The organism is Bradyrhizobium sp. 160 (genome assembly GCF_023073735.1).
GTDB lineage: Bacteria > Pseudomonadota > Alphaproteobacteria > Rhizobiales > Xanthobacteraceae > Bradyrhizobium.
This window is the reverse complement of the sequence record NZ_JADPKD010000067.1, coordinates 100,572-125,212: the sequence shown is the minus strand read 5'-3', so window position 1 is coordinate 125,212 and position 24,641 is coordinate 100,572. Positions and strand designations below refer to the sequence as shown.

The 24,641-nt window shown below is 59.3% G+C and carries 14 protein-coding genes and 5 pseudogenes; 9 read left to right on the top strand and 10 right to left on the bottom strand.

Features of this window, described 5'->3' with window-relative positions:
• Nucleotides 1–241: 241 nt before the first annotated feature.
• Together IVA98_RS28030 and IVA98_RS28025 are read left to right on the top strand one after the other, a co-directional pair.
• Nucleotides 242–1,156 (top strand): adenylate/guanylate cyclase domain-containing protein, encoded by a 915-nt coding sequence (locus IVA98_RS28030; protein ID WP_247356092.1) that lies wholly within the window; start codon nt 242–244, stop codon nt 1,154–1,156.
• A complete protein-coding gene (locus IVA98_RS28025; protein WP_247355938.1) occupies nt 1,153–1,992 on the top strand; it encodes a tetratricopeptide repeat protein in 840 nt (279 codons plus the stop codon). Before IVA98_RS28030 ends, IVA98_RS28025 begins: the two co-directional genes overlap by 4 nt.
• Nucleotides 1,993–2,174: 182 nt before the next feature.
• Here IVA98_RS28025 and IVA98_RS28020 read toward each other — a convergent pair whose 3' ends face one another.
• Entirely contained in the window at nt 2,175–3,137 is a 963-nt protein-coding gene (locus IVA98_RS28020; protein ID WP_247355936.1) for an ABC transporter substrate-binding protein, read from the bottom strand.
• Between the two features lie 198 nt (nt 3,138–3,335).
• Nucleotides 3,336–4,019: a hypothetical protein gene (locus tag IVA98_RS28015; RefSeq protein WP_247333578.1), complete on the bottom strand. Its 684-nt coding sequence runs from the start codon at nt 4,017–4,019 to the stop codon at nt 3,336–3,338.
• A 1,081-nt stretch (nt 4,020–5,100) separates the two neighbouring features.
• On the opposite strand from IVA98_RS28015, the gene IVA98_RS28010 reads away from it, so the two are divergent.
• The 4 genes and pseudogenes from IVA98_RS28010 to IVA98_RS27995 all read left to right on the top strand — a co-directional run.
• The gene (locus tag IVA98_RS28010; protein WP_247355934.1) at nt 5,101–5,649 is read left to right on the top strand and encodes a tetratricopeptide repeat protein; all 549 of its coding nucleotides are present in this window, start codon (nt 5,101–5,103) and stop codon (nt 5,647–5,649) included.
• Between the two features lie 168 nt (nt 5,650–5,817).
• Nucleotides 5,818–7,590, top strand: a complete 1,773-nt coding sequence (locus IVA98_RS28005) for an adenylate/guanylate cyclase domain-containing protein (protein WP_247355932.1) — start codon at nt 5,818–5,820, stop codon at nt 7,588–7,590.
• A 312-nt stretch (nt 7,591–7,902) separates the two neighbouring features.
• On the top strand, nt 7,903–8,337 hold the full coding sequence (locus IVA98_RS28000; RefSeq protein ID WP_247333583.1) for a DoxX family protein: 435 nt from the start codon (nt 7,903–7,905) through the stop codon (nt 8,335–8,337).
• Nucleotides 8,338–8,954: 617 nt separating this feature from the next.
• Nucleotides 8,955–9,151 (top strand): annotated as a pseudogene (locus tag IVA98_RS27995) (cell envelope biogenesis protein TolA); the annotation flags it as partial.
• A 973-nt stretch (nt 9,152–10,124) separates the two neighbouring features.
• Here IVA98_RS27995 and IVA98_RS27985 read toward each other — a convergent pair.
• Entirely contained in the window at nt 10,125–10,811 is a 687-nt protein-coding gene (locus IVA98_RS27985; protein WP_247333584.1) for a Crp/Fnr family transcriptional regulator, read from the bottom strand.
• Between the two features lie 264 nt (nt 10,812–11,075).
• Between IVA98_RS27985 and IVA98_RS27980 the strand changes: the two genes are divergently transcribed.
• Nucleotides 11,076–11,432 carry a response regulator gene (locus tag IVA98_RS27980; RefSeq protein ID WP_247355925.1) on the top strand — a complete coding sequence of 119 codons (357 nt, stop codon included), beginning with the start codon at nt 11,076–11,078 and terminating at the stop codon, nt 11,430–11,432.
• A gap of 937 nt (nt 11,433–12,369) precedes the next feature.
• Here IVA98_RS27980 and tnpC read toward each other — a convergent pair.
• Nucleotides 12,370–13,614: pseudogene (gene tnpC / locus IVA98_RS27975) on the bottom strand (IS66 family transposase); the annotation flags it as partial.
• 2 nt (nt 13,615–13,616) lie between these two features.
• On the opposite strand from tnpC, the pseudogene IVA98_RS27970 reads away from it, so the two are divergent.
• Nucleotides 13,617–13,807: pseudogene (locus tag IVA98_RS27970) on the top strand (transposase); the annotation flags it as partial.
• A gap of 486 nt (nt 13,808–14,293) precedes the next feature.
• Here IVA98_RS27970 and IVA98_RS27965 read toward each other — a convergent pair.
• Entirely contained in the window at nt 14,294–14,539 is a 246-nt protein-coding gene (locus IVA98_RS27965) for a cupin domain-containing protein (RefSeq protein WP_247355923.1), read from the bottom strand.
• A gap of 605 nt (nt 14,540–15,144) precedes the next feature.
• Nucleotides 15,145–15,333 (bottom strand): hypothetical protein, encoded by a 189-nt coding sequence (locus tag IVA98_RS27960; protein ID WP_247355921.1) that lies wholly within the window; start codon nt 15,331–15,333, stop codon nt 15,145–15,147.
• 331 nt (nt 15,334–15,664) lie between these two features.
• On the opposite strand from IVA98_RS27960, the gene IVA98_RS27955 reads away from it, so the two are divergent.
• A complete protein-coding gene (locus tag IVA98_RS27955; RefSeq protein ID WP_247355920.1) occupies nt 15,665–15,961 on the top strand; it encodes a site-specific integrase in 297 nt (98 codons plus the stop codon).
• 28 nt (nt 15,962–15,989) lie between these two features.
• Here IVA98_RS27955 and istA read toward each other — a convergent pair whose 3' ends face one another.
• The 4 genes and pseudogenes from istA to IVA98_RS27930 form a co-directional block, all read right to left on the bottom strand.
• Nucleotides 15,990–16,742 carry an IS21 family transposase gene (gene istA, locus IVA98_RS27950; RefSeq protein WP_247355911.1) on the bottom strand — a complete coding sequence of 251 codons (753 nt, stop codon included), beginning with the start codon at nt 16,740–16,742 and terminating at the stop codon, nt 15,990–15,992.
• A 434-nt stretch (nt 16,743–17,176) separates the two neighbouring features.
• Nucleotides 17,177–20,506 carry an AAA family ATPase gene (locus tag IVA98_RS27945; protein ID WP_247355910.1) on the bottom strand — a complete coding sequence of 1,110 codons (3,330 nt, stop codon included), beginning with the start codon at nt 20,504–20,506 and terminating at the stop codon, nt 17,177–17,179.
• A 389-nt stretch (nt 20,507–20,895) separates the two neighbouring features.
• A pseudogene (locus IVA98_RS27940) lies at nt 20,896–22,187 on the bottom strand (ABC transporter substrate-binding protein).
• Nucleotides 22,188–22,863: 676 nt separating this feature from the next.
• Nucleotides 22,864–24,589 (bottom strand): annotated as a pseudogene (locus IVA98_RS27930) (methanol/ethanol family PQQ-dependent dehydrogenase).
• Between the last annotated feature and the right edge of the window lie 52 nt (nt 24,590–24,641).

Below are 24,641 nucleotides of genomic sequence, written 5' to 3'. Positions count from 1 at the left end.
CCCAGAGCGCGAGCGGTTTAGTCCAATGGCCCATCAGCGCACGTTGCGCCTCGTCTACGGAGGTCCGCTCATTGTGCTAGAGCGAACCAGATTTGCTCAACGTAATTTCTTCGCAATTGACCCATCCCGGACATTGGCTCTAGCCCCGAGACCACGTGCCATGCTTTGATGAGGCTATCTAGGGTTGGTTCCCCGGGGGGCAATTTTAGCGGGCGACAGGGTAGAGCGGCGATTGGCGGCGGTGCTGGCGGCGGATGTCGCGGGGTATAGCCGCCTCATGGGTGCAGATGAGGAAGGCACGCTCGCCCGGCTCAAGGCAATCCGACGGGAACTGGTTGACCTAACCATTGCCAAACATCGCGGTCGGATCGTTAAAACCACCGGCGATGGCATACTGGTCGAGTTTGCCAGCGCTCTGGATGCGGTTCGCAGTGCCGTTGAAGTCCAGCGCGGCATGGCTGAGCGGGATGCTTCTGTCCCACAGGACCAACGTATCGATTTTCGCATTGGTATCCATGTCGGTGACGTTATCGTCGACGACAACGACATCTATGGCGACGGTGTAAACATTGCCGCTCGGCTAGAAGGAATTGCCGATCCGGGGGGCGTTTGCATTTCTGGCGATACCTATCGCCAGATCCGGGGCAAGATCGAGGTCACGTGGAGTGATCTTGGGTTGCAGTCCCTAAAAAACATCAGCGAGCCCATGCCCGCTTGGCGGGCTCAGCTTACTAGTGGAGCCGCTCCGGCGGCCGCAGCGACTGCAAGCAAACCTCAGTCGCTGCCGCTTCCTGACAAGCCTTCCATTGCAGTTTTGCCATTTCAGAACATGTCGGGCGATCCCGAACAAGAATACCTTGCTGACGGTATCGTCGAGGACATCATTACTGCACTGTCGCGATTCAGGTCGCTATTCGTTATCGCCCGCAACTCGTCGTTCACCTACAAGGGCGAGGCAATCGACGTCCGCAAGGTCGGTCGCGAACTAGGGATCAGATACGTTCTGGAAGGTAGCGTGAGAAAGGCCGCGAACCGGTACGCATCACAGGCCAACTCGTCGAGGCTGCCACAGGATCGCATCTTTGGGCTGACAAATTCGACGGATCCATTGAGGATGTCTTTGAACTGCAAGATACGGTCGCTGCTCGGGTCGTGAGCCAGATTGCGCCCCAATTAATCCTCGCGGATGCCGACCAGGTGGTTCGAAAGCCCTTGGACAGCTGGGATAGCTACGACCACTTCTTGCGCGGCTTGGCCTTGAACCATCGACGAACTCTCGAAACGAACAAACTGGCACAGGTCGAGTTCGAAACGGCTTTTAAACTCGATGCAATCTTTGCTGCGCCATATGTTCAGGCCGCGTTTTGTGTGCACAATCGATATTGGAATTATTTGCAGCGCTACTCCGAGCAAGAGCGCGCGCAAGCGATTCAGCTTACCAATCGCGCGCTTGAGCTCGCGCCGAGTGATGACGCGGTTCTGGGTCTAGCCGCTTACATCGTCGGGAACATGAACGATGAGGTGGAGCGAGGAGTCGCGCTGGCCGATCGGTCCCTGCAGCTCAATCCCAATCATCTCCAAGCCTGGGCCATCAATGGCTACCTCAGCGCTTTGTTGGGTGACCTGCTCGGTGCTCGTGATGCGTTGGACCAGGCTATCCGGCTAAGTCCATTGGACAAGGTGAACATCGTTGGAGCCTTGCGAGGCCACCTCACTGCTGCTTTGATCAGCGGATCGCCAACCGAGCAAGCTGATTGGGCGGGAAAGCTCTTGTCGCTCAATCCGACCGACGTTCATGGCTTGCTGAGGCTATATGACGTAGCGTTGCTGAACGGCGACGTGGACGGCGCGAATAGGACTTGCGGACGAATTGTCGAGCTGTACCCGAGTTTGCGCAAAACCTTGTTGAGGGAAATGTATCTTCGGTATCGAAAACCCGAGCATCAAGCGATCGCGCAAGCTTTTATCAATCGAATCAACATACCTGAATAAAGGCGTGCCAAGAGAACTAACACCACGGCATCCACCGCACTTGCGGTGCAATAGTCGGCTCCTGGCCCACTTGCGAAGCTGCGCCTCGGCGGCCGGAAGTCCGCTTGTTGAGTCCAGAGCGGGCCAGATTTGCTCAACCTGAGTTCTTCGCGTTTTGACCGAAGCGGACTTTCGGTTTCAATCTACTCGATCACTCTGTCTGCCAATAGGAGCACTTGCTCCGGGACGGCCAAATGCAACGCTTTGGCCGTTTGGAGATTGATCACGAACTGAAACTTCGTCGGTTGCTCAACTGGCAAGTCCGCTGCATTCGCACCTTTTAGGATGCGGTCCACGTAATCGGCCGCTAGAACAAATAGAGCCTTGATATCCGGCCCATAAGCCATCAACCCACCCAAGTCTGGGTAATTGGTGACCTGATATACTGTCGGCAGGCGGTACTTAAGTGCGATTGATGGCAATGACCGCCGCGGCGGGTCCGCAAGTACGTAGACGATCTCGCACTCCGCAGCCTGCATGTCGGCGAACGCCTTTTCGACGTCCTCGGGGTTTGGCGCAACGAACCGTTGGGCTGAAATGCCGATGACGTCCGCCGACCTGACCGCTACGTCAGCCAACGCCGGATGCGTCGGGTTGTTTGAAGTGAGTACACCGATTTTCCGCACCTTGGGAAACAGAAGGCGAATGATGTCGAGGGTCTTCGCTGTGAGATCACCGAACATATTCGCAACGCCAGTGATGTTACCGCCGGGCTTGGCAAAACTTCTGACGAAGCCAGAGCCGATCGGATCGGTGGATGGCGCCATGATGATCGGAATTGTCGAGGTCGCTCGTTGTGCAGCTGCAATCGCAGGCGTCGCTTCGGCAATTATGATGTCCGGCTTTAGTGCAACGAGTTCCTCAACTAAATGCGGTAACAGCGCGTAGTGTCCCTTGGCTTCGCGCAGCTCGAATACGAGGTCCTTTCCCTCCCGATATCCCTTGGCTTCCAAAGCTTCTCTGAACCAGCCGATGATCCTGTCGCCTTGTCCGGAGGTAACCAGCCCAACCCGCCATGGCTGCGATCGCTCGGCGTGCACCACGGCGTCAAAGGCAACCAAAGAGGCTGTCGTAAGCAAGGCACGACGCGTTACTGAACGAGCCATGTGTCTCTCCTTGTCCGCACTTCGAGGTTAGCACGGGCGGATTCCTCAAAGAATATGGTCTCGCTTGCTGCGGTGCGTGAGAGTCGGGTTGCGGCCCGTTTGGGACCTTGCGATGAGCACTAAAGATGTCCGCTCATCAGGTCCGACCAGAAGCCAACGCGGGGTGACTAAACCGACGCGATTGACGCGAAGCGGACTTCAAGCGCCGTCCCGGTCTGGCGTAGCAGCAGGCCACTGAAATCCAGCAAGCGCGTCTTCAGCAAGTTGAGAACATCGTCGTGAAAACATGCGCTCCGTCCAGACGGAACGCAGGGCAACTTCGACCGCTTCGCGGGGCGCCGCTGGATATCGCGTCAACAATTCCGTCACAAGCTCCTCAAATTGCGCCCCCTTTGGCTCCTTCGGTATGGAGCCAAACGACAAGGGAAATTCGGGGTTGCGATCCACATCGTAGTAGGCCTCGTACCGGTAGTCGTCGCTCATTACTTCGGAAACAACGCCGACCTCGAATGAAGCCTCTCGTTTCCAGTCATAGCCCAATCTGCGCCACCAGTACTCCAAGACCTCGAGTTCTACGACTGTCGTCGATGGCCCCGCCTCACAGCAACCGATGTTAGGGGGATCGCCATAGTGCAAACTCCGGTGACAGATGGCAGTTGCCACATCCGGATCCTTCTCGAAATAGGGCTGTGAAATCGCCAATCGAAAATGATGACCACAGCGTTGACATGCAGCGAGAACCAGAGCGGCCTCACGGGCATAAAAATTTGCGACCGCGTCTGGCTTGAAAGGTCCATAGCGAGGGACTGCGGACTCATCGAACCATGAAGGCTCTTCGCTTATGCGGCTACGAATGTCGGAATAATTCGTGTACAAAGCCATCTCCGAGTCCTTGAGGAACGCACCGCTCCAGCGGACTAGATTTGCTCAGCTTGAGTTCTTCGCGTTGTGACCCACAGCAGAAGTAACGGCGATGTTCGTGGAAATCACTCGGAGTGCTTTCCCCTAATGACACGCCAGTATTCCTCCGCGACGTCAGGGTCGATTTCGACAGGTGCGGAGCTTTCAGCGTAGAGGCGGTCTTTGCCATCTTCGCGGGCCTGAAATCCAAAATCTGTCTCTAGTGTCAACTTCGAAGAAGTTTGCCTTGAACCCACTACCTTTCAGGCTTTGGAAAGTGCGCCCCCCATAGCTGATGGATTTACCCGTTTTTGAGAAGGTGACGCGGCCGATCCGCGCCGGTCCATTCAGCGATGCGGATTTATTCTCGATGTACATGATGCGCGTTTGCGGCACTGACCTGCACTCCGCCCTGCTGTTCGCGCGGATGAAACTGAATTTCAAAAAGGACCGGGTGGGTAGTCATTTGGGCTTGGCCCGGTATTGGTATTGTTCCCATCTGGAGACACCTTCATTCCTTGACGGAACGCATAGCCGATGAACGCCGCGAGCACAGCAAAACAGATGAGAGCGGGGAGCCAGTGCGGCACGTTCAAGCCCTCCATATGCGGCCTCAGTTGGCGGCCTCTTCATTCTACCAGAAGCGTCCAGCCACGGCACGCCAATCACAACTTAGACGACAGTCCCACAGGGAACGTGAGGCGAGTGGTCACGATTAATGGATCGTTGCTGGCCACACTTTAAAGGTCGAACTTCCGATTTTGGCCCGTCTGCGAAGTTGCGCCGGGTCTGAGGGAGGTCCGCTGATCGCGGCAGAGTGGACCGGATTTGCCCAGCCTGAGTTCTTCGCGGTTTGACCCAACTAAGACATTGGAAGCTTCTGCCCTACGTTTCGCGTTTAGGACCACGGCGGCTCTTCGGTCCCCCCGGCTGCCTCATGGAGGATCGTTACACCCGCCGAACGTAACGCAGTTAGCAATACAGTTCTTACAGAGGCAGGATCAAAACCAATATCTTGGGCATTTGGTGGATGTGCCTCGCTGTTCTTCAGTCGGAGCGCCAAGTGCAATTGCTCCCAAAGGTGCTGAACGACGAGATTGACCTGACCTGGCGCGAGTTTGACCGCGCTGCGCGCCATCTCGATTTGGCGCGGACCCTCAACCCGAACGACGCTATGGTTCAAATTACTTGGGCATCGGTCCAGGCGTGTCTGGGCCATCCTGGGCGTGGCCTCGAAGCCGCCGAGTTCGCCAGACGTATCAACCCACTCCACCCCGGGTGGTACAGCTATTACCGATCGCGGATCCTCTTTCTTCTCGGGCGCTATGAGGAGGCTGCGGCAATCCTCGAAGAGAGTACCAGAGCGAATCCTTTGCAGCATCCCCAGGATCTTGCGTGGTGCGCGGCGGGTTGCGGCCACCTGGGGCGAACCGAGCAGGCGAGTCAGTGTGCGGGACGGTTTCTCCAATCAGTTCGTGGGCTCTGGCGTGGTGATCCTGCGGCGGGTCCGGAGGTCTATGTGAACTGGCTCGCGGATGCCTCTAATCTGCGGCGTCCTGAGGACGAAATGCGCTTGCGTGAGGGGCTGCGGTTGGCCGGAATTCCTGCCTAACTAACATTCAATACGTGAGCCAAGCGCACTGAGGTCCGAAGAAACCCGACGACGGCATGAACGGTGACTGGGGTAGCCTTTGACCCATTTCGGACTTGGGCGTAGCCGGACATCGACCCACAATCGTGCTATATAACCATTCGATTTCCCCAGTTACGGGGGAGCATCTTGAGCAGCGAGCACGTAGAGAGACGACTAGCAGCTATTCTGGCGGCGGATGTCGCAGGCTCTTGCCGCTTGATAGGGATAGACGAAGAAGGCACGCTGGCGCGACTGAAAGCGCTTAGAAGGACGCTTTTCGATCCCAAGATCGCGCAGCATCACGGTCGTGTCGTCAAGAATACCGGGGACGGCGCTATCGCCGAGTTCGCCAGCGTAGTCGACGCGGTCCGATGTGCCGACGAAATTCAGCGCGGCATGGCCGAACAAAATATTGACGTGCCGCAGGACAAGCGGATCGAGCTCCGCATCGGCATTCACGTCGGTGATATCATTATCGAAGAGAACGATATCTTTGGTGACGGGGTCAATATTGCAGTGCGTCTCGAAGGGATTGCAGAGCCGGGCGGCATCAGTATCTCGGACGACGCTCGCCGGCAAATTCGTGGCAAGGTAGATGTAACGTTTGAGGATTTGGGTTCGCAGTCCTTGAAGAATATCGCCGAACCGATACGGGTCTGGCGCGTCCCATACGGTCGCGCCGTGCCAGCCGTGCCGAACCGCTGGCCTGTTTCTGAAACCCTTGCTCTGCCGAATAAACCCTCGATCGCCGTTCTCCCCTTCACCAACCTGAGCTCCGATCCGGAACAGGACTACTTTGCCGATGGAATGGCCGAGGACATCATCACGGCGCTGTCTCATTTCAAGGCGCTGTTCGTCATCGCCCGCAACTCGAGTTTCACATACAAGGGGCGCCTCGTCGATGTGAAGCAAGTCGGGCGCGAGCTTGGGGTGCGCTACGTGCTGGAAGGCAGCGTTCGCAAAGCGGCAAACCGGGTGCGACAGCTCGTCGATACCTCCACCGGGGCACATCTTTGGGCAGACCGGTTTGATGGCGGGATCGGCGACATCTTCGATCTGCAGGACCAGGTGACCGAGAGTGTGGTCGGGGCGATCGCGCCAGCGGTGGAAAAAGCCGAAATCGAGCGTGCCAAGCGCAAGCCGACCGAGAGTCTCGACGCCTATGCCCTCTATTTACGCGGTTTGGATAGGCTTTATCAGTTTGCAAGTCCGCAGGCGAACGACGAGGCATTGCGCCTGTTCAACAGCGCGATCGAGCTCGACTCGGATTTTGCGTCCGCCTACGGTCGTGCCGCCCATTGCTATGCTATTGCCAAAGTCAATGGCTGGATTTCAGTCACTGCGAACGAGATTGCCGAAGTGACGAGGCTCGCCCAACGGGCGGTTGAGTTGGGCAAGGATGACGCGATCGCGCTCGCCGCCAGCGGGTATGCATTAGCGTATGTCGTTCGCGATCTCGAGGCAGGGGCCGGCTTAATCGATCGTGCGCTTGTGCTCAATTCCAACCTGGCCGAGGCATGGAGTTTCGGCGGCTGGGTAAAAAATTGGCTCGGCGAGCCGGAAGCGGGGATCGAGCGCTTCGCGCGTGCCATGCGCCTGAGCCCACTTGATCCGTCGCTGTTAAGAATGCGAAGCGGGACCGCGCATGCACATTTCTTCCTCGGCCGCTATGACGAAGCGGCATCGTGGGCGGCAATGGCATTGCAGGACAGTCCGGGCTATCAACCTGGATTACGCATCGCCGCCGCGAGCAATGCAATGGCCGGACGGTCGGAGCAAGCACGCAAGCTAATGGCTCGGCTGCGGCAACTCAATCCCGCGCTACGTATTTCCAATCTCAAAGAGCTGCTGGCACCTTGGCGTGCCGAAGACTTTTCGCGATACGAAGAAGGTTTGCGGCGAGCCGGGTTGCCCGAATGACCCTCGCAGAAAGATGCTCGCCCGTTGGGACGAGATGATCCAAATAGGGGCGACTTCCGTTGTTGCAAGCAGATCGAACATCCAAACTGGGTGCATTGAAGTCTGCACATGACCCCGTTGAGGACATTCGGTAGCAAGCTACAGATCCGTGCGCTAACCTCGCCTTCGTGGTGGATTGTCATCTTGAGCGGGCGCCCAAGCGGTCGAGGCAAAGGCAGTGGCTTAGCCGCGTGCGCATGGGTGCTGAATTTAGGTTCAAAGGAGGCGTCAAACCGAGACTATCATTTTCGAACACGTGCAAGGGAGGGATTCATGATCGATATCCGCACTGCACCCTATGCCGCGCTGTTGCTCCGGCTTTGTCTCGCGGGGCTTTTCATTGCTCATCTTTACTGGAAGGTCGCGACAAGAGGCCTATCAGTTTGGTGGACCGCGCTGCAAACCGCGGGATACTCCGACTGGGCCCTGTACTATACCCTTAGTGCCGAGTTTGCTGGTGCCGTTCTGCTTCTCCTCGGCATCTACACCCGATACGTCAGCCTATATGCGCTGCCTTTGATGATCGGGGCGACGCAGTTCTGGGCCGTTCGCAAAGGATTCTACTTCACCGACGCTGGCTGGGAACTTCCGCTCGTCTGGTCCGTCATGCTCGTCGTGCAGGCGTTGCTGGGCGATGGGGCCTATGCTGTTCGCATGCCAACACTGCCATGGGATCGCGGCGCACAACAAGCGAGGGTCCAAACTTGACGATGCTGTCAGGCTCACCTCTTCAGGTGGCGCTTTTCGGCCTTCGGTCGGCAAGCTGAACACGTCGGCTTCACTGGCGTAGAGCCGTCGCAAATGCGAAGTGCCAAGGTCCGAGACTGGCCCATCGCGTCATTTCACTGAGTTGCGGATTTCAACCGCTGTTCGGGGTAAAGCGGACTCTGGCGAGCCGGCCGCCCGGCCGATTTATGGGTCACGGCCTAGTCTGGGGACTTCCTTTGCCGCGCATGCGGCCGCGGCGCGAGCCGCCGCCACCGCCATCCAGTCCCGCAGCAGGCCTCTGTCCTCCTTCGAAAAGAACGCGCGCCGCTTGAGATCCTCCAGAGTCTCGCCAGGATGGCATCGCTCGAAATCCTCGCGGATCAGCGACTCGAGGTGGGTCAGGTCCCTCTCGCTGATTGAATCGGGATGCTGGCGCGAGCTGGTCCTCATGGTTGCCTTATGCGCTCAATCGTGGCCACTCGGATGCAGCACAACGGAAAGTGCGATCGTTGGTTCACGAACAGATCTACCGGATCTTGGAAGCCGCAACCTGGGGCAAGACGTCGGTGCACGGGCTCGGTTATAACTAAGGTGGTTGCAGCTACCTCCCGGGCGCGATGCCGAGAAAACTGAAGACATACCAAACCTCGCTGGGCTTCTTCGACCAGGCCATCGCAGCGCCATCGATGAAGGCGGCTCTGGAGGCGTGGGGCGCCGACAGCAACCTGTTCTACCAGGGTTTGGCGAAGGAAACGACGATCCCGAAATCGTCGCCGCGACGACGGCGAAGCCTGGCGTCCTGCTCAGGCGGCCCTCCGCCTTCAGCGCCTGGCGATAGGGCTGCACGGCGCGTTGCAGCGTCCGCCGGCTGACTGTCACGCCTTTCTCGGCCAACAGGTCCTGGCGCACCACGTCGGCATTGCCGCGATGCCGAACGAGCCTCTCGCGCAGCCAACCCTCAAGGCCGTCGAGACGCTTCGGCCGCTCAGGCGACTTGAACGCCTTCACCCCGCCCGCCACCACGTAGCCCTTCACCGTGTGATGGCCGCAGCCCAGCTGTCGCGCAATCCGCTTCAGACCCCACCCGCACGCCCTCAGGGGCAACATCTCCGCCCGTCATCCGGCGTCTTCATCACCTGCCCCCGTGGATCAATCCACGACGAGCCTTCAGTGATTCGTTCCTGCTTCATTCACTCTCTCCCCAGCTATCCGAGGAGGGGGCAATTCCTCGTGACGCTGAGGGGGCAGTTTTCCATGGCGCGCGACAGGGAGATCACGCCAGGGCGCTGCGGAGCTTATATCAACTGACCGACGAAGCCCGTTTCTCTTATGTAGCCCCTGAGACAGACGCAGCAGGTGAAACGCCGTTAACTTTTGCTGCGAGGAGGACATAGCCATGCTGCAGAAGCGAAGACGGATCAAGCATACCATGACCTTCGATGAGCGACTGGCCAAGTCGGCTGCGCAACTTAAAGAGCAAGCCCGGGGGATGCCGCCTGGTCGGGAGAAGGACGCTCTTATGAAACGAGCGCGCCAGACCGACGTCGCAGTTCATATCAACGAATGGCTCACGTCACCAGGTTTGCGCCCACCGCGATAAATGACTGATCGTCGGCTTTACACAGTCGGCAACGACGGGCAATTCGTGGCATGCCGGGTCTTTTCGTGCGAAAATGACGACGACTCGATTGTATGGGCAAAGCAGTTGATTGACGGAGCCCCCGCGAGCTTTGGAGTCTCGCTCGGTTCGTAATCAGGCTTGAGCCGAGGTATGGCTCGGACCCTCATTAAAGTAGCTTATCGTAATTCAATCGAACCGCTTCGTAGCATTCGCAGGCGCTTTCCCTCAGCCCCTCAACGTTGAGGATTTCGATGCGCCCTCGCGTGTACCTGATCATCCCGGCTTGTTGCAGCGTATGCGCGACCGGGCTGACGCTGGTTCTGTTCCTGCCCAGCATTTCCGCCAGAAATTCTTGGGTGAATGGCAGGGTGTCGCTTTCAGCTAGATCACGAGCCCGGAGCATCCAGCGGCAAAGCCGGGCTTGAGTGTCATGTGCGGCCATACATGCCGTCGACTGCTGAGCTTGTGCGAATACGGTCTGTTCATGCCGAACGAGCATGGCGATCAAAGCGCGGCTTTGAAATGCCGCGGTCTCTAATGCCTTGGCGTTACACTCCAAAGCGTTGCCAGGCAGCTGAATGATTGCGCGGTTCAGGGATATTTTCCCGTCGAGCGCGGCTCCCGCTCCGACAACGCCATCTCGGCCGACCATTGCGGCCTCGACTGACTGTCCCGTTGACAGGGGCACGACTAATGACACCACGCAGGTCAGCGGGAAGTATACGACAGGTACCGGATCGCCGGTATCAAACAAAATGCGCTGGTGCTCAAGTTTGACAGGCCGGAGGTGCGGCTTGAGGACTTCGAGGTCGGCAGCAGACAAGGCGCCGAGGATACGGTTTGATTCGATCATTGAAAGCTCTCGCGCAGTAAGGCGGGAGCATTTCAACTCTCAGTCACTGACGCCTAGTATCGTGGCCAGCAATGTCTCCTTCTTACGCTCATTCAGGCGGCACGTCTGTAGTGCGATGGACATAGCGCGGGCTGTTTCACTGACGGGGCGGGACCCCTACGCCTTTATGGGGCTATCCAAATGGCTTTTTGGAAACGAACTCAGGAACCATTGTGCGCCGCTTTACTTAGCATTCGTGGCCCCAAAGACCACCGAAGAGGTCAAATGGCCACAGTTTTAGTCGTTGAGGATGAAGTTCTAATCAGGGATCTTGTGGCGGGAGACCTCCAAGAGGCTGGGTTTACCGTGGTCGTCGCACAAAACGCTGATCATGCCATCGCCATTCTGGAAGCCCTCAAAGACATCCATTTGCTATTTACAGACATCGAAATGCCGGGTTCCATCAACGGGCTGAAGCTCGCCGCTGCTGTCCGGGACAGATGGCCTCCGGTGCATATCATCATAACTTCCGGGAAGTTGAGGCCACTTGAAATTCCGGCAAACGCGCTTTTCATCGCAAAACCTTACCTCGGAAAGAATGTTGTTGCCGCGATGAAAACCTTTGAAAATATGTCCCACTAGCTGCCGTGGTCTACTCTCCTGCCACTTGACGCATGGGTCTCTATCGCAGCGCATACTACCTTTGTCGCATCACGCGCTTGGTTTACGGGTACACGTCCTACCGACAGCAACCTCCTGCCACCTCCCGCCTGCGAGAATTGCACCCGCGAAATGATGCCGGTGGGAGCTTTGCGCGCAATTGGCGATCGGCAGGCTGTACAAGTGCCTTCCATGTCAGCGGATCGTCTCGGCACCTGTGCGGGACTAGGCCGGGCCCGCTGAGCCTCATAATTTCAGCAAACTGAACTGCAGGTTGTTCGGGCACGGCAGCGCAAAACGTCGAACTCTGCGGTTCGAGTCGGAAAGATCGTCGTGATCCTTTGCGGACGTAGCACAACGCTCGCTCAGCTATAAAAGTCGCTGCTTATCTCCTTCCTCCGGATAGACGTCACGACCTGAGATCGTTCTGTAGGAACGCTAGTGGGCGTCGCGCTGGAACGGGAACGAATGCTCCTGCCGGGCATTGAATAGGTGAGACCGCCGCCGGCGCATGTCGCGGATAGCCAAAGGTCCTCAACGACCCGCTGTTCTCAATACAAGCGCTCGCGCAAGATAGCCAAAAGCGGCGGTCTCCGGCTTTTTTTCAGAAATCGTCTGCCCAGCCTTGATTGAGGTTCAGGGTAGCGCCGGGCGATACGGCCTGCCGGGGAGGGTTTTATCAGCGGAAGTTCCCGTTATGCGAAGCAACATCGACATTGACCGTGTACACAGCCGCGCCATCGTTCGAGAAATCGGCGACAGACTGCACGCGTATCTGAGACCAGAGCCGGAATTGCCAGCGCGCCTAAAGAGCCGCATCGCCCGGCTCCGCGACCTAGAGCAGCACTCGCCGTCAATCGTTCCCAATGCGGAGCATTGGAAAGTAAGCATCCGGCGTAGGCCACAGGCGGGTTAGTCGTCACTCAGCAGCGTCATCAGCTCGCAGATCACGCCGCCTGCGCAGCAATCGCTGTCCCGGCGTCCAATTCCAGGGCAGAAGCTCTTCGAGCCGATGAGCTGGGTGGTCGGCGATGCGGGCAAGGATATCGGTGAGCCAGGCCTGCGGATCGACGCCGTTCATGTTGGCCGTGACGATCAAGCTGTACATGGAAGCTGCGCGCCGTCCGCCACGATCAGAACCGCAGAACAACCAGGATTTTCGTCCGAGAGCTATACCTCTTAATCCTCGCTCGGCGGCATTGTTGGAGAGGCACACGCGGCCGTCCTCGAGGAATAGGGTGAAGCTCGCCCAGCGCTTCAGGATATAGTTGAACGCCTTAGCCAGGTCGTGCCCATGGGACAGCTTGGCGAGCTGCTCCCGCATATAGACCTGAAGGTCCTCGACCAGAGGTCGGCTCAGCGTCTGCCGAACCTGAACGCGTTCCTCGGCACTCCTGCCATTGATGGAGCGTTCGATCTCGAACAGCGCATCGATCCGCCGCACGACCTCGACCGCGATGGGCGAGAGCGGGATCTCCTTCTTGGCGGTGGCCTTGCGACGCGCATTCTCTTCGACATCGGCCATGGCGAAGAACGGGCGCCGCGCATGGACCCAACACGCCGCTTCGCGGATCGGTCCAGGGTGGCGTCCCCCCAGATAGAGCTGGTTGTACCCGTCATAGGCGTCGGCCCGCAGGATGCCGGCATATCGGGCCAGATGCGCCTGGGGATGCTCGCCCTTGCGATCACGCGAGTAGTAGAACATCGCCGCCAGCGGACCCGCACCGCTAAACGGCCGGTCGTCCCGGACGTAGATCCAGCATCGTGCCGTATCGGTCTTGCCCCTGGGCAGCACTGGCACTGTCGTATCATCGGCATGAAGGCGCTCGGCCGCCATGACATGGGCTTCGACCAGGCGCAGCAGGGGATCCAGCGACGCACAGACTGATCCCACGGCGTCCGCTATGGTTGACAGTGCGATCGGCACGCCTTCCAGAGCGTAGCGCTCCGCCTGGTGGTTCAGCGGCTGATGCTGGCCGAACTTCTCAAACATGATCATGGCCAAGAGGCTCGGACCAGACCATCCCCGGGCGATAGCATGGAACGGCGCCGGCGCCTGGCTGATCTTCTCGCAGTCGCGGCAGGAGAACTTCTCCCGGACCGTCTCGAGCACCTTCCATTGGCGCGGCACCACCTCCAGCGTCCGCGTCACGTCCTCGCCGAGGTCGCCGGCTTATGACGGTACCGGGCGTTCGCCCGCTGGTGGCCGTTACCTACAAATCGGCGATTGATGACCCTCATCGCATCGTAAAATCGAAGGCAGCAGGCGCGCTGTTCGGGCTTACGCCAAGAAATATCAATCGGGGGAAAAGGACATCACAGGCAGAATCACGTTGGCCGGCGACGAGACGGTGCGCACGGTGCCCGAAGTCCCGTCGCCGGGACGGTGGATCCGGTGAAGCCGTTACACGGCCAGTGGTCGTCATCTGACGAACCACGCGTATCTAGATGGGCTCACCGCTCCCTCTGACAGCATGATGTGGCGGCCAGGCGTTGACCACGGACAGAAGCATGAGCTCGGCGGCGTGACGTTCACTCGGGAGACTTGACATCATCGGGCCCCATTACAGAAGGCTGTGTACTCATTAAGCAGCTGCCCCCTGATGTCCGCTCAACCCCTAACAGCGGCGGGAAAGCGGACGTCTCCCGAGGTCGCCGAAGGGGCCAAGAACAGACATTCGCCCACATCATTGGATCACCTTGTCCGCACGAACGAGTAACGAGGGCGGCAAGGTGGGGCCGCCTTGGCCGTCTTCGTTCTGATTTCCAGCTCGAATTTGATCGGCTGCTCTACCGCGAGACGTACATTCGGGTCAAAGCAGCCAGCGAGCTGAGTGGCTACATTACTTCTTGCGCGGATCGTCGGCCGGGTTGATGTAATCGATGCCTCCAGGACCGACAAACTGGACTTGGAGAACGGCCTCTTCATTTCCGGTCCAGGCGTAGTGAGAGTGCTTTGCCGGATATACCCACAATGAGCCCGGCTTTAACAACTCGCCTTTCTTCTCAAAGGTATCGCCGTGACTGGTCCCGATATCGCCACTTATGATGGTCACGACCTCGGAATAGGGATGAGTGTGCGGCGGCATCTGAAAATTCGGGGGAATTTGATACGCATGACAACCACCTCCCCCGCTTTTGTTGGGTCGCCCACCAGTGTTGCGAGCTGGACACCTTTGGGGAAGGCCGGGTTCTCCTTCCACGCAAGTGCATCAGGGGTGACCCGCATCGGCGTGTTTTGCGCTGCCGCCGGGAGTGAGAACACCACTAAGCCCGCTATGAACAAGAGCTTCTTCATGTGAGTTCCTCCCACGCTAATGTGGAGCAAGACACATATTAGAACTCCTTAAAGCTAACCGAGTCCAGTAGTGTGACCCTCGACAATGACCGCTCAGGGTCAACAGCGCCGGCTTCGACCGCGGGCAGTCAGGTCCGGTCTCCCCTTAACTTCGGACATGACTAGGCACCGCCCGAACGGTTGCGATGGGCCAAAATGCGAAGAACTCGACGTGAGCAAATCTGGTCCGCCATGCCTTGCCAAGCAGACCTCAATGACCTGGACCGCAACTTCGCTGATGGGCCGGTGGCGGATCTCAGAGAGCCTCGCCAACGGCAGCTGGGCAGATGGCCATCTCAGCCAAGTACCGGTCCCGGTTGGGTCCTCAACGGAAAGCGCGAGGTCTGCTGTATTCATTCACCCCTTTTGTTTCTCTTTTGCGCTTCTTCCATCGGAGCTTTTAGAGCGTTCTTCGAAGCGATCAGCGCCCTTGGCCAGGTCGTGTCCCGTCTTGCTCTCGTTTTTCGCTTCTTCCTTAGCAGTCGCGTCGCGCAAGCCTTCAGCGGCCCGTTCCCCCGCTTTTGATGATTTCCGTTCGTCATCCATTGCTGGCTCCTTCCTGAAAAAGACGCCTCCCCGGAAGCTATCCTGGTTTGGACGTACGACGTTCCAATCAGATCGCCTGGACATTGTTCCTGGTTCCGTTGAGGCTCTCAGTGGAGCCGCGGCAAGTACTACTAGCCGAACAGCATAAGCCGACATCGATGCGCTAAGCGCGCTTCGACGCTCGCAACAGCGCTCGGAATGTCCGCCTTGGGTTTCGGCCCTTCCATCGCTCGAATTGCACGCAAGTACGTTTCCAATCGTCTGAAGGCGGACGCAGGATCGGAAGGGTTCCAGGCGGAAAATGACCAGCCTCACGATTGAGGAGGTCACCATGACCGATGCTCTGAGCGCTATCCCTGCCGCTTCGAAACGCACCCCGTGGAATAAAGGAAAGATCGTCGGCGCGAAGCCACCCCTCCGTCCCAAGCATGTCTGGTCGATCCGAACCAAGCTCCAGGTCGAAGGCCGGATGCGAGATCTGGCGCTGTTCAACGTTGCCATAGATAGTAAGCTTCGCGGCTGCGACGTGGTAGCGTTGAAAGTGGATGACGTTGCCCGGGCGGATATGCAGCCGACCGCGCGAGCGTCCGACAGAAGAAGATCGGCCGACCGGTCAAATTTGAACTGACGGAATCGACCCGTCAGGCGATCGACGACTACTTGCGGGCGACCGGCAGAAAACCAGGCGAATACCTGTTCATTGGCAGGCGGCGAACTGGGCACATGACTACCCGCCAGTCTGCCCGGCTCCTATCAAAGCAAGCCCGGGTGATGCCGGCCTTCAGATTGTCGCTCACCGTCTGCCGGGCCACGCCACCGAAATAGGAGAATGCCCGAACGTGCGAGGCGATCCAGTCCGGCAGGCTCTGGCTGAAGCTGGCTTCGGCATAGGTGTAGTTCGCGGCGCCGAGCACGGCGACGAAGATCTGCATGCTGCGCACCTCGCCGCTGAGCCCGTCAACCACCTCCATGGTGTGGCCGGAATAGTCGACGAACAGCTTCTCGCCGGCGACATGGACCTGGCGCAGCGTCGGCTTGAGGCGGCCAGCCCATTCCTTGTAGCGTTCGCAGAACCACGCATAGCTGAAGCTGTCGGAGCTTGCGTCGCAATACTCCTCCCACAACAGCATCAGCGTAACGTTCCTCCGCCGCAGCTCGCGATGCACGAGCGCCCAATCCGGATGCGGGCGCTCGTCGCTGGGCCGATCGGATGGTGGCGGATACAGGCGGTTCTCGAGCCGGACATCGTCATCCAGCTCCGGCGGCAACGGCCAGGTCAGGCCGGCGCGGCGGGTTCGGTTGAGGTACTTGCCGACCGTGCCCTGGGCCAAGCCCAGGCTGCGGGCAACGGCGCGTTGCGACATGCCGACGCTGTAGTGCAGGCGTAGAACTTCACGAATGTGGCGCATGGACAGTCTCTCGGTCGGCATCTCGATCCTCTGCGGTTAGGCAAAAGACCAAGCTACCCGGGTTGCAGACTGTCAGCGGTGCGCGCCTCCTGGTTGCCCCCGATCGCGGTCGCTGGAAATAGCGATCACGATCGGCTGGAAATGGTGATCACGATGCTCTGGAATGGGTGATCACGATGGTCTGGAATCGGTGATCACGATCGGCTGGAACGCGCACCGATGCCCATCATGATCTTCAGTCCTGCCAATTAGACAGACTGAATCACTGATATCTCTGCGTCGCAACAGCCGCCTTTTTCAACAGAATCGGCCCGGTGGCGAAGTTCGGTTTGGCCCAGATATGATCTGCTGATGGGGGAGACCGGAAGTGACACGGCGCCTAACAAACCGGCGCTGTTGGCCCCGGAGCAGAAGTCGCAGACCTCCGTACTTTTCTAGGCCAACTCGGCAAGCAGGGCGGCGGCCTCTTTGACGTCCGTGGTATCGAACCCCTCGGTGAAACAGCCGTAGACCGGCGCCAGTAGGTTACGGGCTTCGGTGTGCATGCTTTGATCGCGCCAGAGGCGGGCCGCGCTGGTGGCGGCGCGCAATTCCCAGAACCTCGCGCCCTGTTTCTGCGCCGTTTCAAGCGCGTGGTACAGCCAGCGTTCGGCATCGTGTCGATCGGACCTGGCAATCAGCGCATCCGCCATGAGGCGATACAGCTCCGCCTGATACCATCGCTCGTCGGTCCGCTTCACCAGCTCAAGAGCTTCATCTAATAAGCTCACCGCGTCGGCGCTTCGGTTCGCTCGCCTGTGCGCTTCCGCCAGAAGACCAAGATAGTAGGGCACCTTGATCTCGGCACCCGTCGTCCGCTTCGTTGCCAGACCCCACTGCATCCTGCTGATGGCAGCCTCGATAGATCCTCCTAGCTCGAGCATGGCCCATCCTCGGAAGCAGGTTCCTGATCCCACGAAGTGAGGAAAACCATGCTCGGTGGCAAGGGTCACGAGTTCCTCGGCTCGTTCCTCAAGGATCGGCCCGTCGCCGCGAAGTTGGTGGAAGGTACAATTGACGTGCAGAGCGAACGCCAACGTATAGGGCTGCGACAGCTCGCGCGCCCAAGCCAGCGCGCGTCGGCTTTGCGCCAGCGCCTGATCCGGTTGTCCCAGCACCAGAAGTGTCCAGGCGACGAAGCTCTCGCAGGTAACGCGGACGTCGTGGGGTGTCAGTTTTGGAGGTCGGTGCTCAGCCTCACTATAGAAGTGGGGCCATTGCCTCAGATGGTGGAGCGCACGATCGAATTCGGCGCGAAAGAAATGGCTGACGCCCAGACACCGGTGTGCGATCAGCTTGGCATCGCGATCATTTCGGTGTTCTGAAAGCACCGCCAACTCGTCCGCCAACTGATGGGCGGCGCAGATCTCCGCGCGATTGTGCAAGAACGAGTGGGCGCCGGCCCAGGCTCTCGCAAGCTGCGGCCCCTCCGGGGCTTCACGGCATAGCTCGCGGGCTCGGGCATACGCCTCGCCGGCCTGAGGCGATGCCCATCCCTTGGCCGCGGTTAGGGCCCCCGCGAGCGCGAGCTGAAGAGAAAGTTCGCTGGACCGTCGCTGCGGATTTTTCGGCAGGCTGGTCAGCAAGTTCAGCGCCTTGCCAAAGTGCGCCGCGGCCTCGGCCATCGTCGAACGTTGGACCGCCAAACGCCCAGCCATGTCCCAATACTCGATTGCTTTTTCCACGAGGCCGGCTACGGCACAATGCTGAGCCAAAAGCTCAGGCTGAGCCGCTACAACCTCCGGAAACCGGCGTTCCAGCGTGGTGGCGATACGGCCATGCAACTCCTGTCGTCGGCTGCGTAGCAGGGTGCTATAGGCGGCGTCCTGCACCAGTGCGTGCTTGAAGGTGTATGTGGCGTCAGGCGGTATCCCGCGCCGGAAAACCAGCTCCGCGCGTATGAGCTGCTCCAAGGCGCCCTCCAGCCGCGCTGGCGACATGTCGGCCACGGCACTGATAAGTTCGTGGGAAAACTGCCGCCCCAGCGTCGCTGCGATCTGTGCCACTTCTCGAGTTGGCGCCAATCGATCGAGCCGCGCCAGAAGCGAGGCCTGGAGCGTCGTTGGGATGGCCACTTGGTCTCCGCCATCGGTCATCCATCCGCTTTCGACGACAGACTTGGTCAGCTCCTCGATAAACAACGGCACGCCATCCGTACGATCAGTGATCTGATCGGCGATCTCCTTGGGCAGTGTGTTGCCGCCGCTTACGTGCGCGATCATCTGGGCGCGGTGGCGAGGGGGCAAGCGGTTGAGACTGAGCAATGTCACATGCGGACGGCCGGCCCAGGGCGGCGTGAACTCGGGTCGAAATGTGAGAATCATCAGGACGCGCAGCGTCGCGGCCCGGTCGATCAGTAGATCCAGCGACTCCAGCGTGGTGGGATCGCTCCAATGGACGTCTTCCCATAGCATCAGTAACGGCTGCCGCGCCGCGAGTCCTTCGACCTGCGCTACCTGCACCTGAAGCGTTTTTGCTTTGCGCTTTTGCGGCGTAAGATTGAGCGGTGGGTAGCGGTGACCGGTCGGAATCGACAGTAGGTCCGCCAATAGAGGGACGGCTTCGCTCAGCTCCCTGTTTGCCAGAGCCAGCACAGTCACAAGCTTATCCAAGCGGGTCTCGGCTGTATCCTCCCGTCGAAATCCGGCCGCCTGCTCGAGCTGGGCGATGCTGGGATAAAGCGCACTGTGCTGGTGATGTGGCGAGCAGAAGAAACGCAACCGTACGTGCGGCTCTTCGCCCAACTGCGCCAGCAGGGTTTGTGCGATGCGCGACTTGCCGATGCCCGGCTCGCCGACGATCAGGACGACGGACCCGTCGCCGGCCTTTGCCTGCTCCCAGCGGCGAGTCAACAATGCGATCTCTTCCTCGCGACCGATCAACGGCGTGCTGACGGCGCGTAGGGCCTCGAAACGACTGGCGACCAGGCTCGCGCCCAAGACCCGCCAGACATGAACAGGATGGTCAATTCCCGCGACCGGCAATGTGCCGAGATCGCGATAGTCAAACAGGCCGCCAAGCAGGCGGCGCGTGTTGTCGGCGATGACAACCGTGTTCGGTTCGGCAAGCCCCTGAAGCCGTGCCGCGAGATTAGGGGTCTCACCAATGACCGCCTGTTCCTGGGCGGCGCCCTCACCAAGCGGATCACCGACGACGACGAGGCCCGTGGCGATACCGACGCGCACCTGCAACGAGTTCGCCTGGCCCGCATCGAGTTTGGCCACGCCTTCGATCAAGGTGAGGCCCGCACGCACCGCTCGTTCGGCGTCCTCCTCATGCGCCTGCGGGTAACCGAAATAGGCCAGCACGCCGTCACCGAGATACTTCGCAACAAAGCCACCGGAGCTGGTGATTACCTCGGCGCAACATCGGTGATAGCGGCCGATGATGTCGCGCAACTCCTCCGGATCGAGCCGCGCCGACAATGCGGTGGAACCGACGAGGTCGGCGAACATCACCGTGAGCTGACGGCGCTCGGCTTCGGAAGCCTTGCCGCCCGGGCGGTCAGGCTCGACCGAATGTTCGGTCATGTCGCGAAACTTTTCGGTTCGCAATGCGGCGATCGCATCGAGGAGAATGCGGCGATGGCCGACCGCCGTCACGCCGAGGTCTCTGAGGTCCTCGGCGGTCAGCTTGGGGAGGCTTGCCTCATCGATCGCGTTTTCCCGGAATGCCTGCCGATAGCGTTCCAGGCCGAGGCCGCGCAGCCAGGCAGAGATATCCATGGCGTTCACACGCACACTAGGCCGCACTCACCGGGTATAGCAGCCACCGCGCCAGCCTGCGCCGGCGGTCAAGCCGCCCCACCAGAATGAGAAACTCAGTTTACTCCACCCCATAGCGAGAACCACGTTTTTTGTCTCGCAAAGCGCTGGTATCCAAGGACCAACGCCGGAGCGAGCCCGTGGGGCCCCTCACAGAAGGGCGCTGAGCATACGATCCCGCGCGGCGCTTCTCGTTCGCCGACACGGTAATCGGGTGAAACGTCTACGTCCGTTGTTGGACCCGAAGCCGAGTCGGATTTTGATCGACGTGCGGACGGTTGCGCACATGAGGTGCGCGTTTGGCCACTTTCGAGTCGCTAAGTGGACCGACTCGCCGCCGCCTCCCATCGTCAGGTTCGCAGGAAGCCTTCGCACTCACCTTCCGCCCAGGCGAGGGTCTTCTCCATCGCCTCGCCCCCCGCGTAGCGTAGGCACATCTTCGTCAGCGTCGCCTGCACGTTGATTTGGTGTGCGACTCTTGGCGGGGCCGGCGAGGCCGCGATCGACAGCGTCTGATGGTTATAGGGATTGGGGTAATGATAGAGCGTGCCCTTCGGTGGCTCCGCTTCCGCCCAAACCTTTAGGGTCGTGAACTTCTCATAGGCCGGCAGATCATAGCCGCCGCTCGCGACCACCAGCTTCTCAATCGATGATGGCTGCGAGAGATGCGCGAGCAGGCTCTTGGCGGCTTCCTTGCGCTTCGAGAATGCCCAAATGGTCCAGAAAAAAGGCAGGTAGGAAGCGAAGCGGCCCTTTGGTCCCGCCGGGAAGCCGTGTGTCCAGCATTGTTCGGCAATCTGCGGTGCGTCGCGCCTGGCAACAGCCCAGGCGCTGGGCGGGTTCATGATCAGCGCGCCCCTGCCGGCAATCAGCCATTTGTTGTTGGAGGCGTCGTCCCACGCCCCTACGTCCGGCGGCAGGAAAGCGATCAGCTTCTTGTAATATTCGAGCGTTTGCCGAACCTCGTCGGTCTTGACGGTGAGGTTACCCTTTGCGTCGACGAGCTGCGCGCCGAACGACTGGAAGATTGTGCCGGCTGCAACCATGCTGTCGGTGGTCTGGCCTAGTCCGATGCCAAAGGGAAATCCGCCCTTGTGGCAAGCTTCCGCCGCCTTCAGGAACGTGTCCATCGTCCAGTTGTCGGCTTTTGGCGGACTTCCGGGCGGATACATTTCCTGTACGTCAATGTTAGCGTACTTCCTCATCAGGTCGATCCGGGAGCAGGGCGCCTGGATCTGGCTGCCGACACAGGCAGGAACCCCGAGCCACTTGCCGCCAGCTTGGCCGAGATAGTGGACAGCCTCGTTGACCTTGCCATTCTGCTCGATACTCCCCTTCATGATATCGTTTGCAGGCTCAAGCAGATGGCTATTTGCGTGCGGGTTCCAAGCTGGCATGGCCAGGATGTCGTGCCCGGATTTGGCTTGCGCCTCGGCCGAGATGGTCAGGAGAGCTTATTGCCTTGGCTCGTGATGTAGTCGATCTGAACCTGGACCCTTTCCCTTTCAGCCCATTCATTAACGAGATCAGTCGAAGCCTTGTTTGCGCCTGGCACCCAATGATCCCAGAAACCAATCGACAGGTTACCGGCAGCGTGCGCGCCGCGTACATACGGGGCGGCGACGAACGCTGCGGACGACATCGCGGTCGCGGTCACAAATTCTCGTCGAGAAAGGGTTCCATGGTGTTGAGCCGGTTTGCTGGCTTAGTTTTTGTGCCGCGGGCCCAAATCAGCGCTGCGCTCGAAAGAGCGCGCAGGCTTTGCAGAACCGAATGATTGCTCGAACAACTCCGCCGCCGTTGCATGGCCTGCGGCGGGTATTATTGCAAGAATTCAACGCTTAAACTGGTAGCAGCGCAAGCGATGTAATCTGACGTTCACGCTGTCCCAACGTCGCACCATTCTCTTTGATCTGATCGCTTCAGAACCGAAAGGCGAAGATCCTATTACTCAACGGTGTGCTTCCGCTCGTGGCCGATTCCGTTGAAGAAGGCCGGCAGTATTTCGTTGTAATAGCTCCTCGCGACGTGGCCGGAACTGCTCTTACTGACCCCTATGCGAGCCTCGGCCTGGGCATCGGGATCAGCTTGGCCATCTTTCGAAGGTTTTGGGCGGTGGCTACGAGGATGAACTCGTCACGCGCGCCGTTTGGACCTCGTAAACGCAAACGGTCGAGCTAAAGAATGCGCTTCGCTCGCCTGTGGGCCATGCAATCAAGCTTCCATCATACCGCTTGCCCATTCCGGCTCCGCAAAGTGGCTGCGCGCCACGGAAGCGACGGACGCTTCTGTCCGCCGCTCATCGCGTCGTGGCGCGGCTATTTCTGCACAGCGAATACCCAGACCACCCCGCCTTGCGGCACGTTGTTTTCAACCCCGACGTTCTGGGTGGCGAGCGCATCCTGGATGCGTTGCGCGTCGACGCCCCAGCCGGACTGGATCGCGATATACTGGGTGCCATCCACCTCATAGGATACCGGCATACCCATGATGCCTGAGTTGGTCTTCAGCTCCCACAAGAGTTCGCCGCTCTTCGCATCGAAAGCGCGGAAGTTGCGATCGTTGGTCCCGCCGACAAAGACGAGATCGCCCGCGGTCGCCAGTACCGAACCGAACAGTTGCGATTTCGGGAAGTTGTGAGACCAGACTTTCTTGCCGGTTGCGGGATCCCAAGCCTGCAATTCGCCAATGTGTGTGGCGCCGGGACGGAGCGTCAGACCGATGTCCTCAGGCTTGGTGGCAAGCCATAGTTCGCCAGGCTTCGGCGCAACCTTCTCGCCGGTGAAGCCGCCGCAGGTGTTCTCGTTGGCCGGCACATAGACGTACTTGGTCCTCTGGCTGTAGGCCGCCCAAGGCCAGTCCTTGCCGCCCCACAGTGACGGGCAGAACTCGACCCGCTTGCCGATCACCGGCTTGTGCGCAGGGTCGACAATCGGCTTGCCGGTCTCGGGCTCGATGCCTTTCCAGACGTCTGTATGAACATAGGGCCAGCCGGCTACGTAGCTGATCTTGTCCGGCTTACGCTCCAAGATCCAGAAGATGGCGTTGCGGCCCGGATGGATCAGGCTCTTGACCGTGCGGCCATCTCTTTGCAGGTCGACCAGTATCGGCGCCTCTACTTCGTCCCAGTCCCAGGAGTCGTTCTGATGGTACTGGAAATGTGTCTTGATCCTACCGGTATCGGGATCGAGGCCGAGCACGGAGCTCGTATAGAGATTGTCACCCGGGTGTGCGTCCCCCGGCCACGGCGCAGCATTGCCAATGCCCCAGTAGATGGTCCTGGTGTCCTTGTCGTAATTGCCGGTCATCCAAGCCGATCCGCCGCCGGTCTTCCAGTCGTCGCCCGTCCACGTTTCGCTGCCGGGTTCACCGGGCGCTGGAATGGTGAAGGTGCGCCACAGCTCCTTGCCGTTATCTGCGTTAAAGGCCACGACGTAACCACGGACGCCGAGCTCACCGCCAGAGCCGCCGACGATGACTTTACCGTCGATGACGAGAGGCATCAGGGTGAGATACTGACCTTTCTTATAGTCCTGGACTTTGGTGTCCCAGACCACCTTGCCGGTCTTCGCATCGAGGGCAACCACGTGATCATCGGTTGTGGCCAGATAGAGCTTGTCCTGCCACAGACCGACGCCGCGATTGGTCGGATGCAGCTGGAACAAATCATCCGGTAGCTGGCGCTTGTAGCGCCAATACTCTTCGCCGGTCTTGGCGTTCAGGGCGATTACCTGTCCCATAGGGGTGGTGACGAACATCACCCCGTTGTTAACGATCGGTGGCGCCTCGTGGCCCTCGATCACGCCAGTGGAGAAAGTCCACACCGGCTTGAGATTCTTGACGTTTGAAGTGTTGATCTGCTCGAGCGGACTGTAGCCCTGCCCGTCGTAGGTGCGTCGGTACAGCATCCAGTTACTAGGTTCCGGATTTTCCAGCCTGGCTTGTGTCACTGGACTGTAATTTTCGATCGGACCACCGAATGAGGCGGTCGAGAAAAAGGTCGTGCACGCAACACAACCTGACTAGCCATTGCCTTTTGGTCATGGACGCCATCTCCCTAAGCTCTTTCTCTTGCCGACCATAAATAATGCGAACA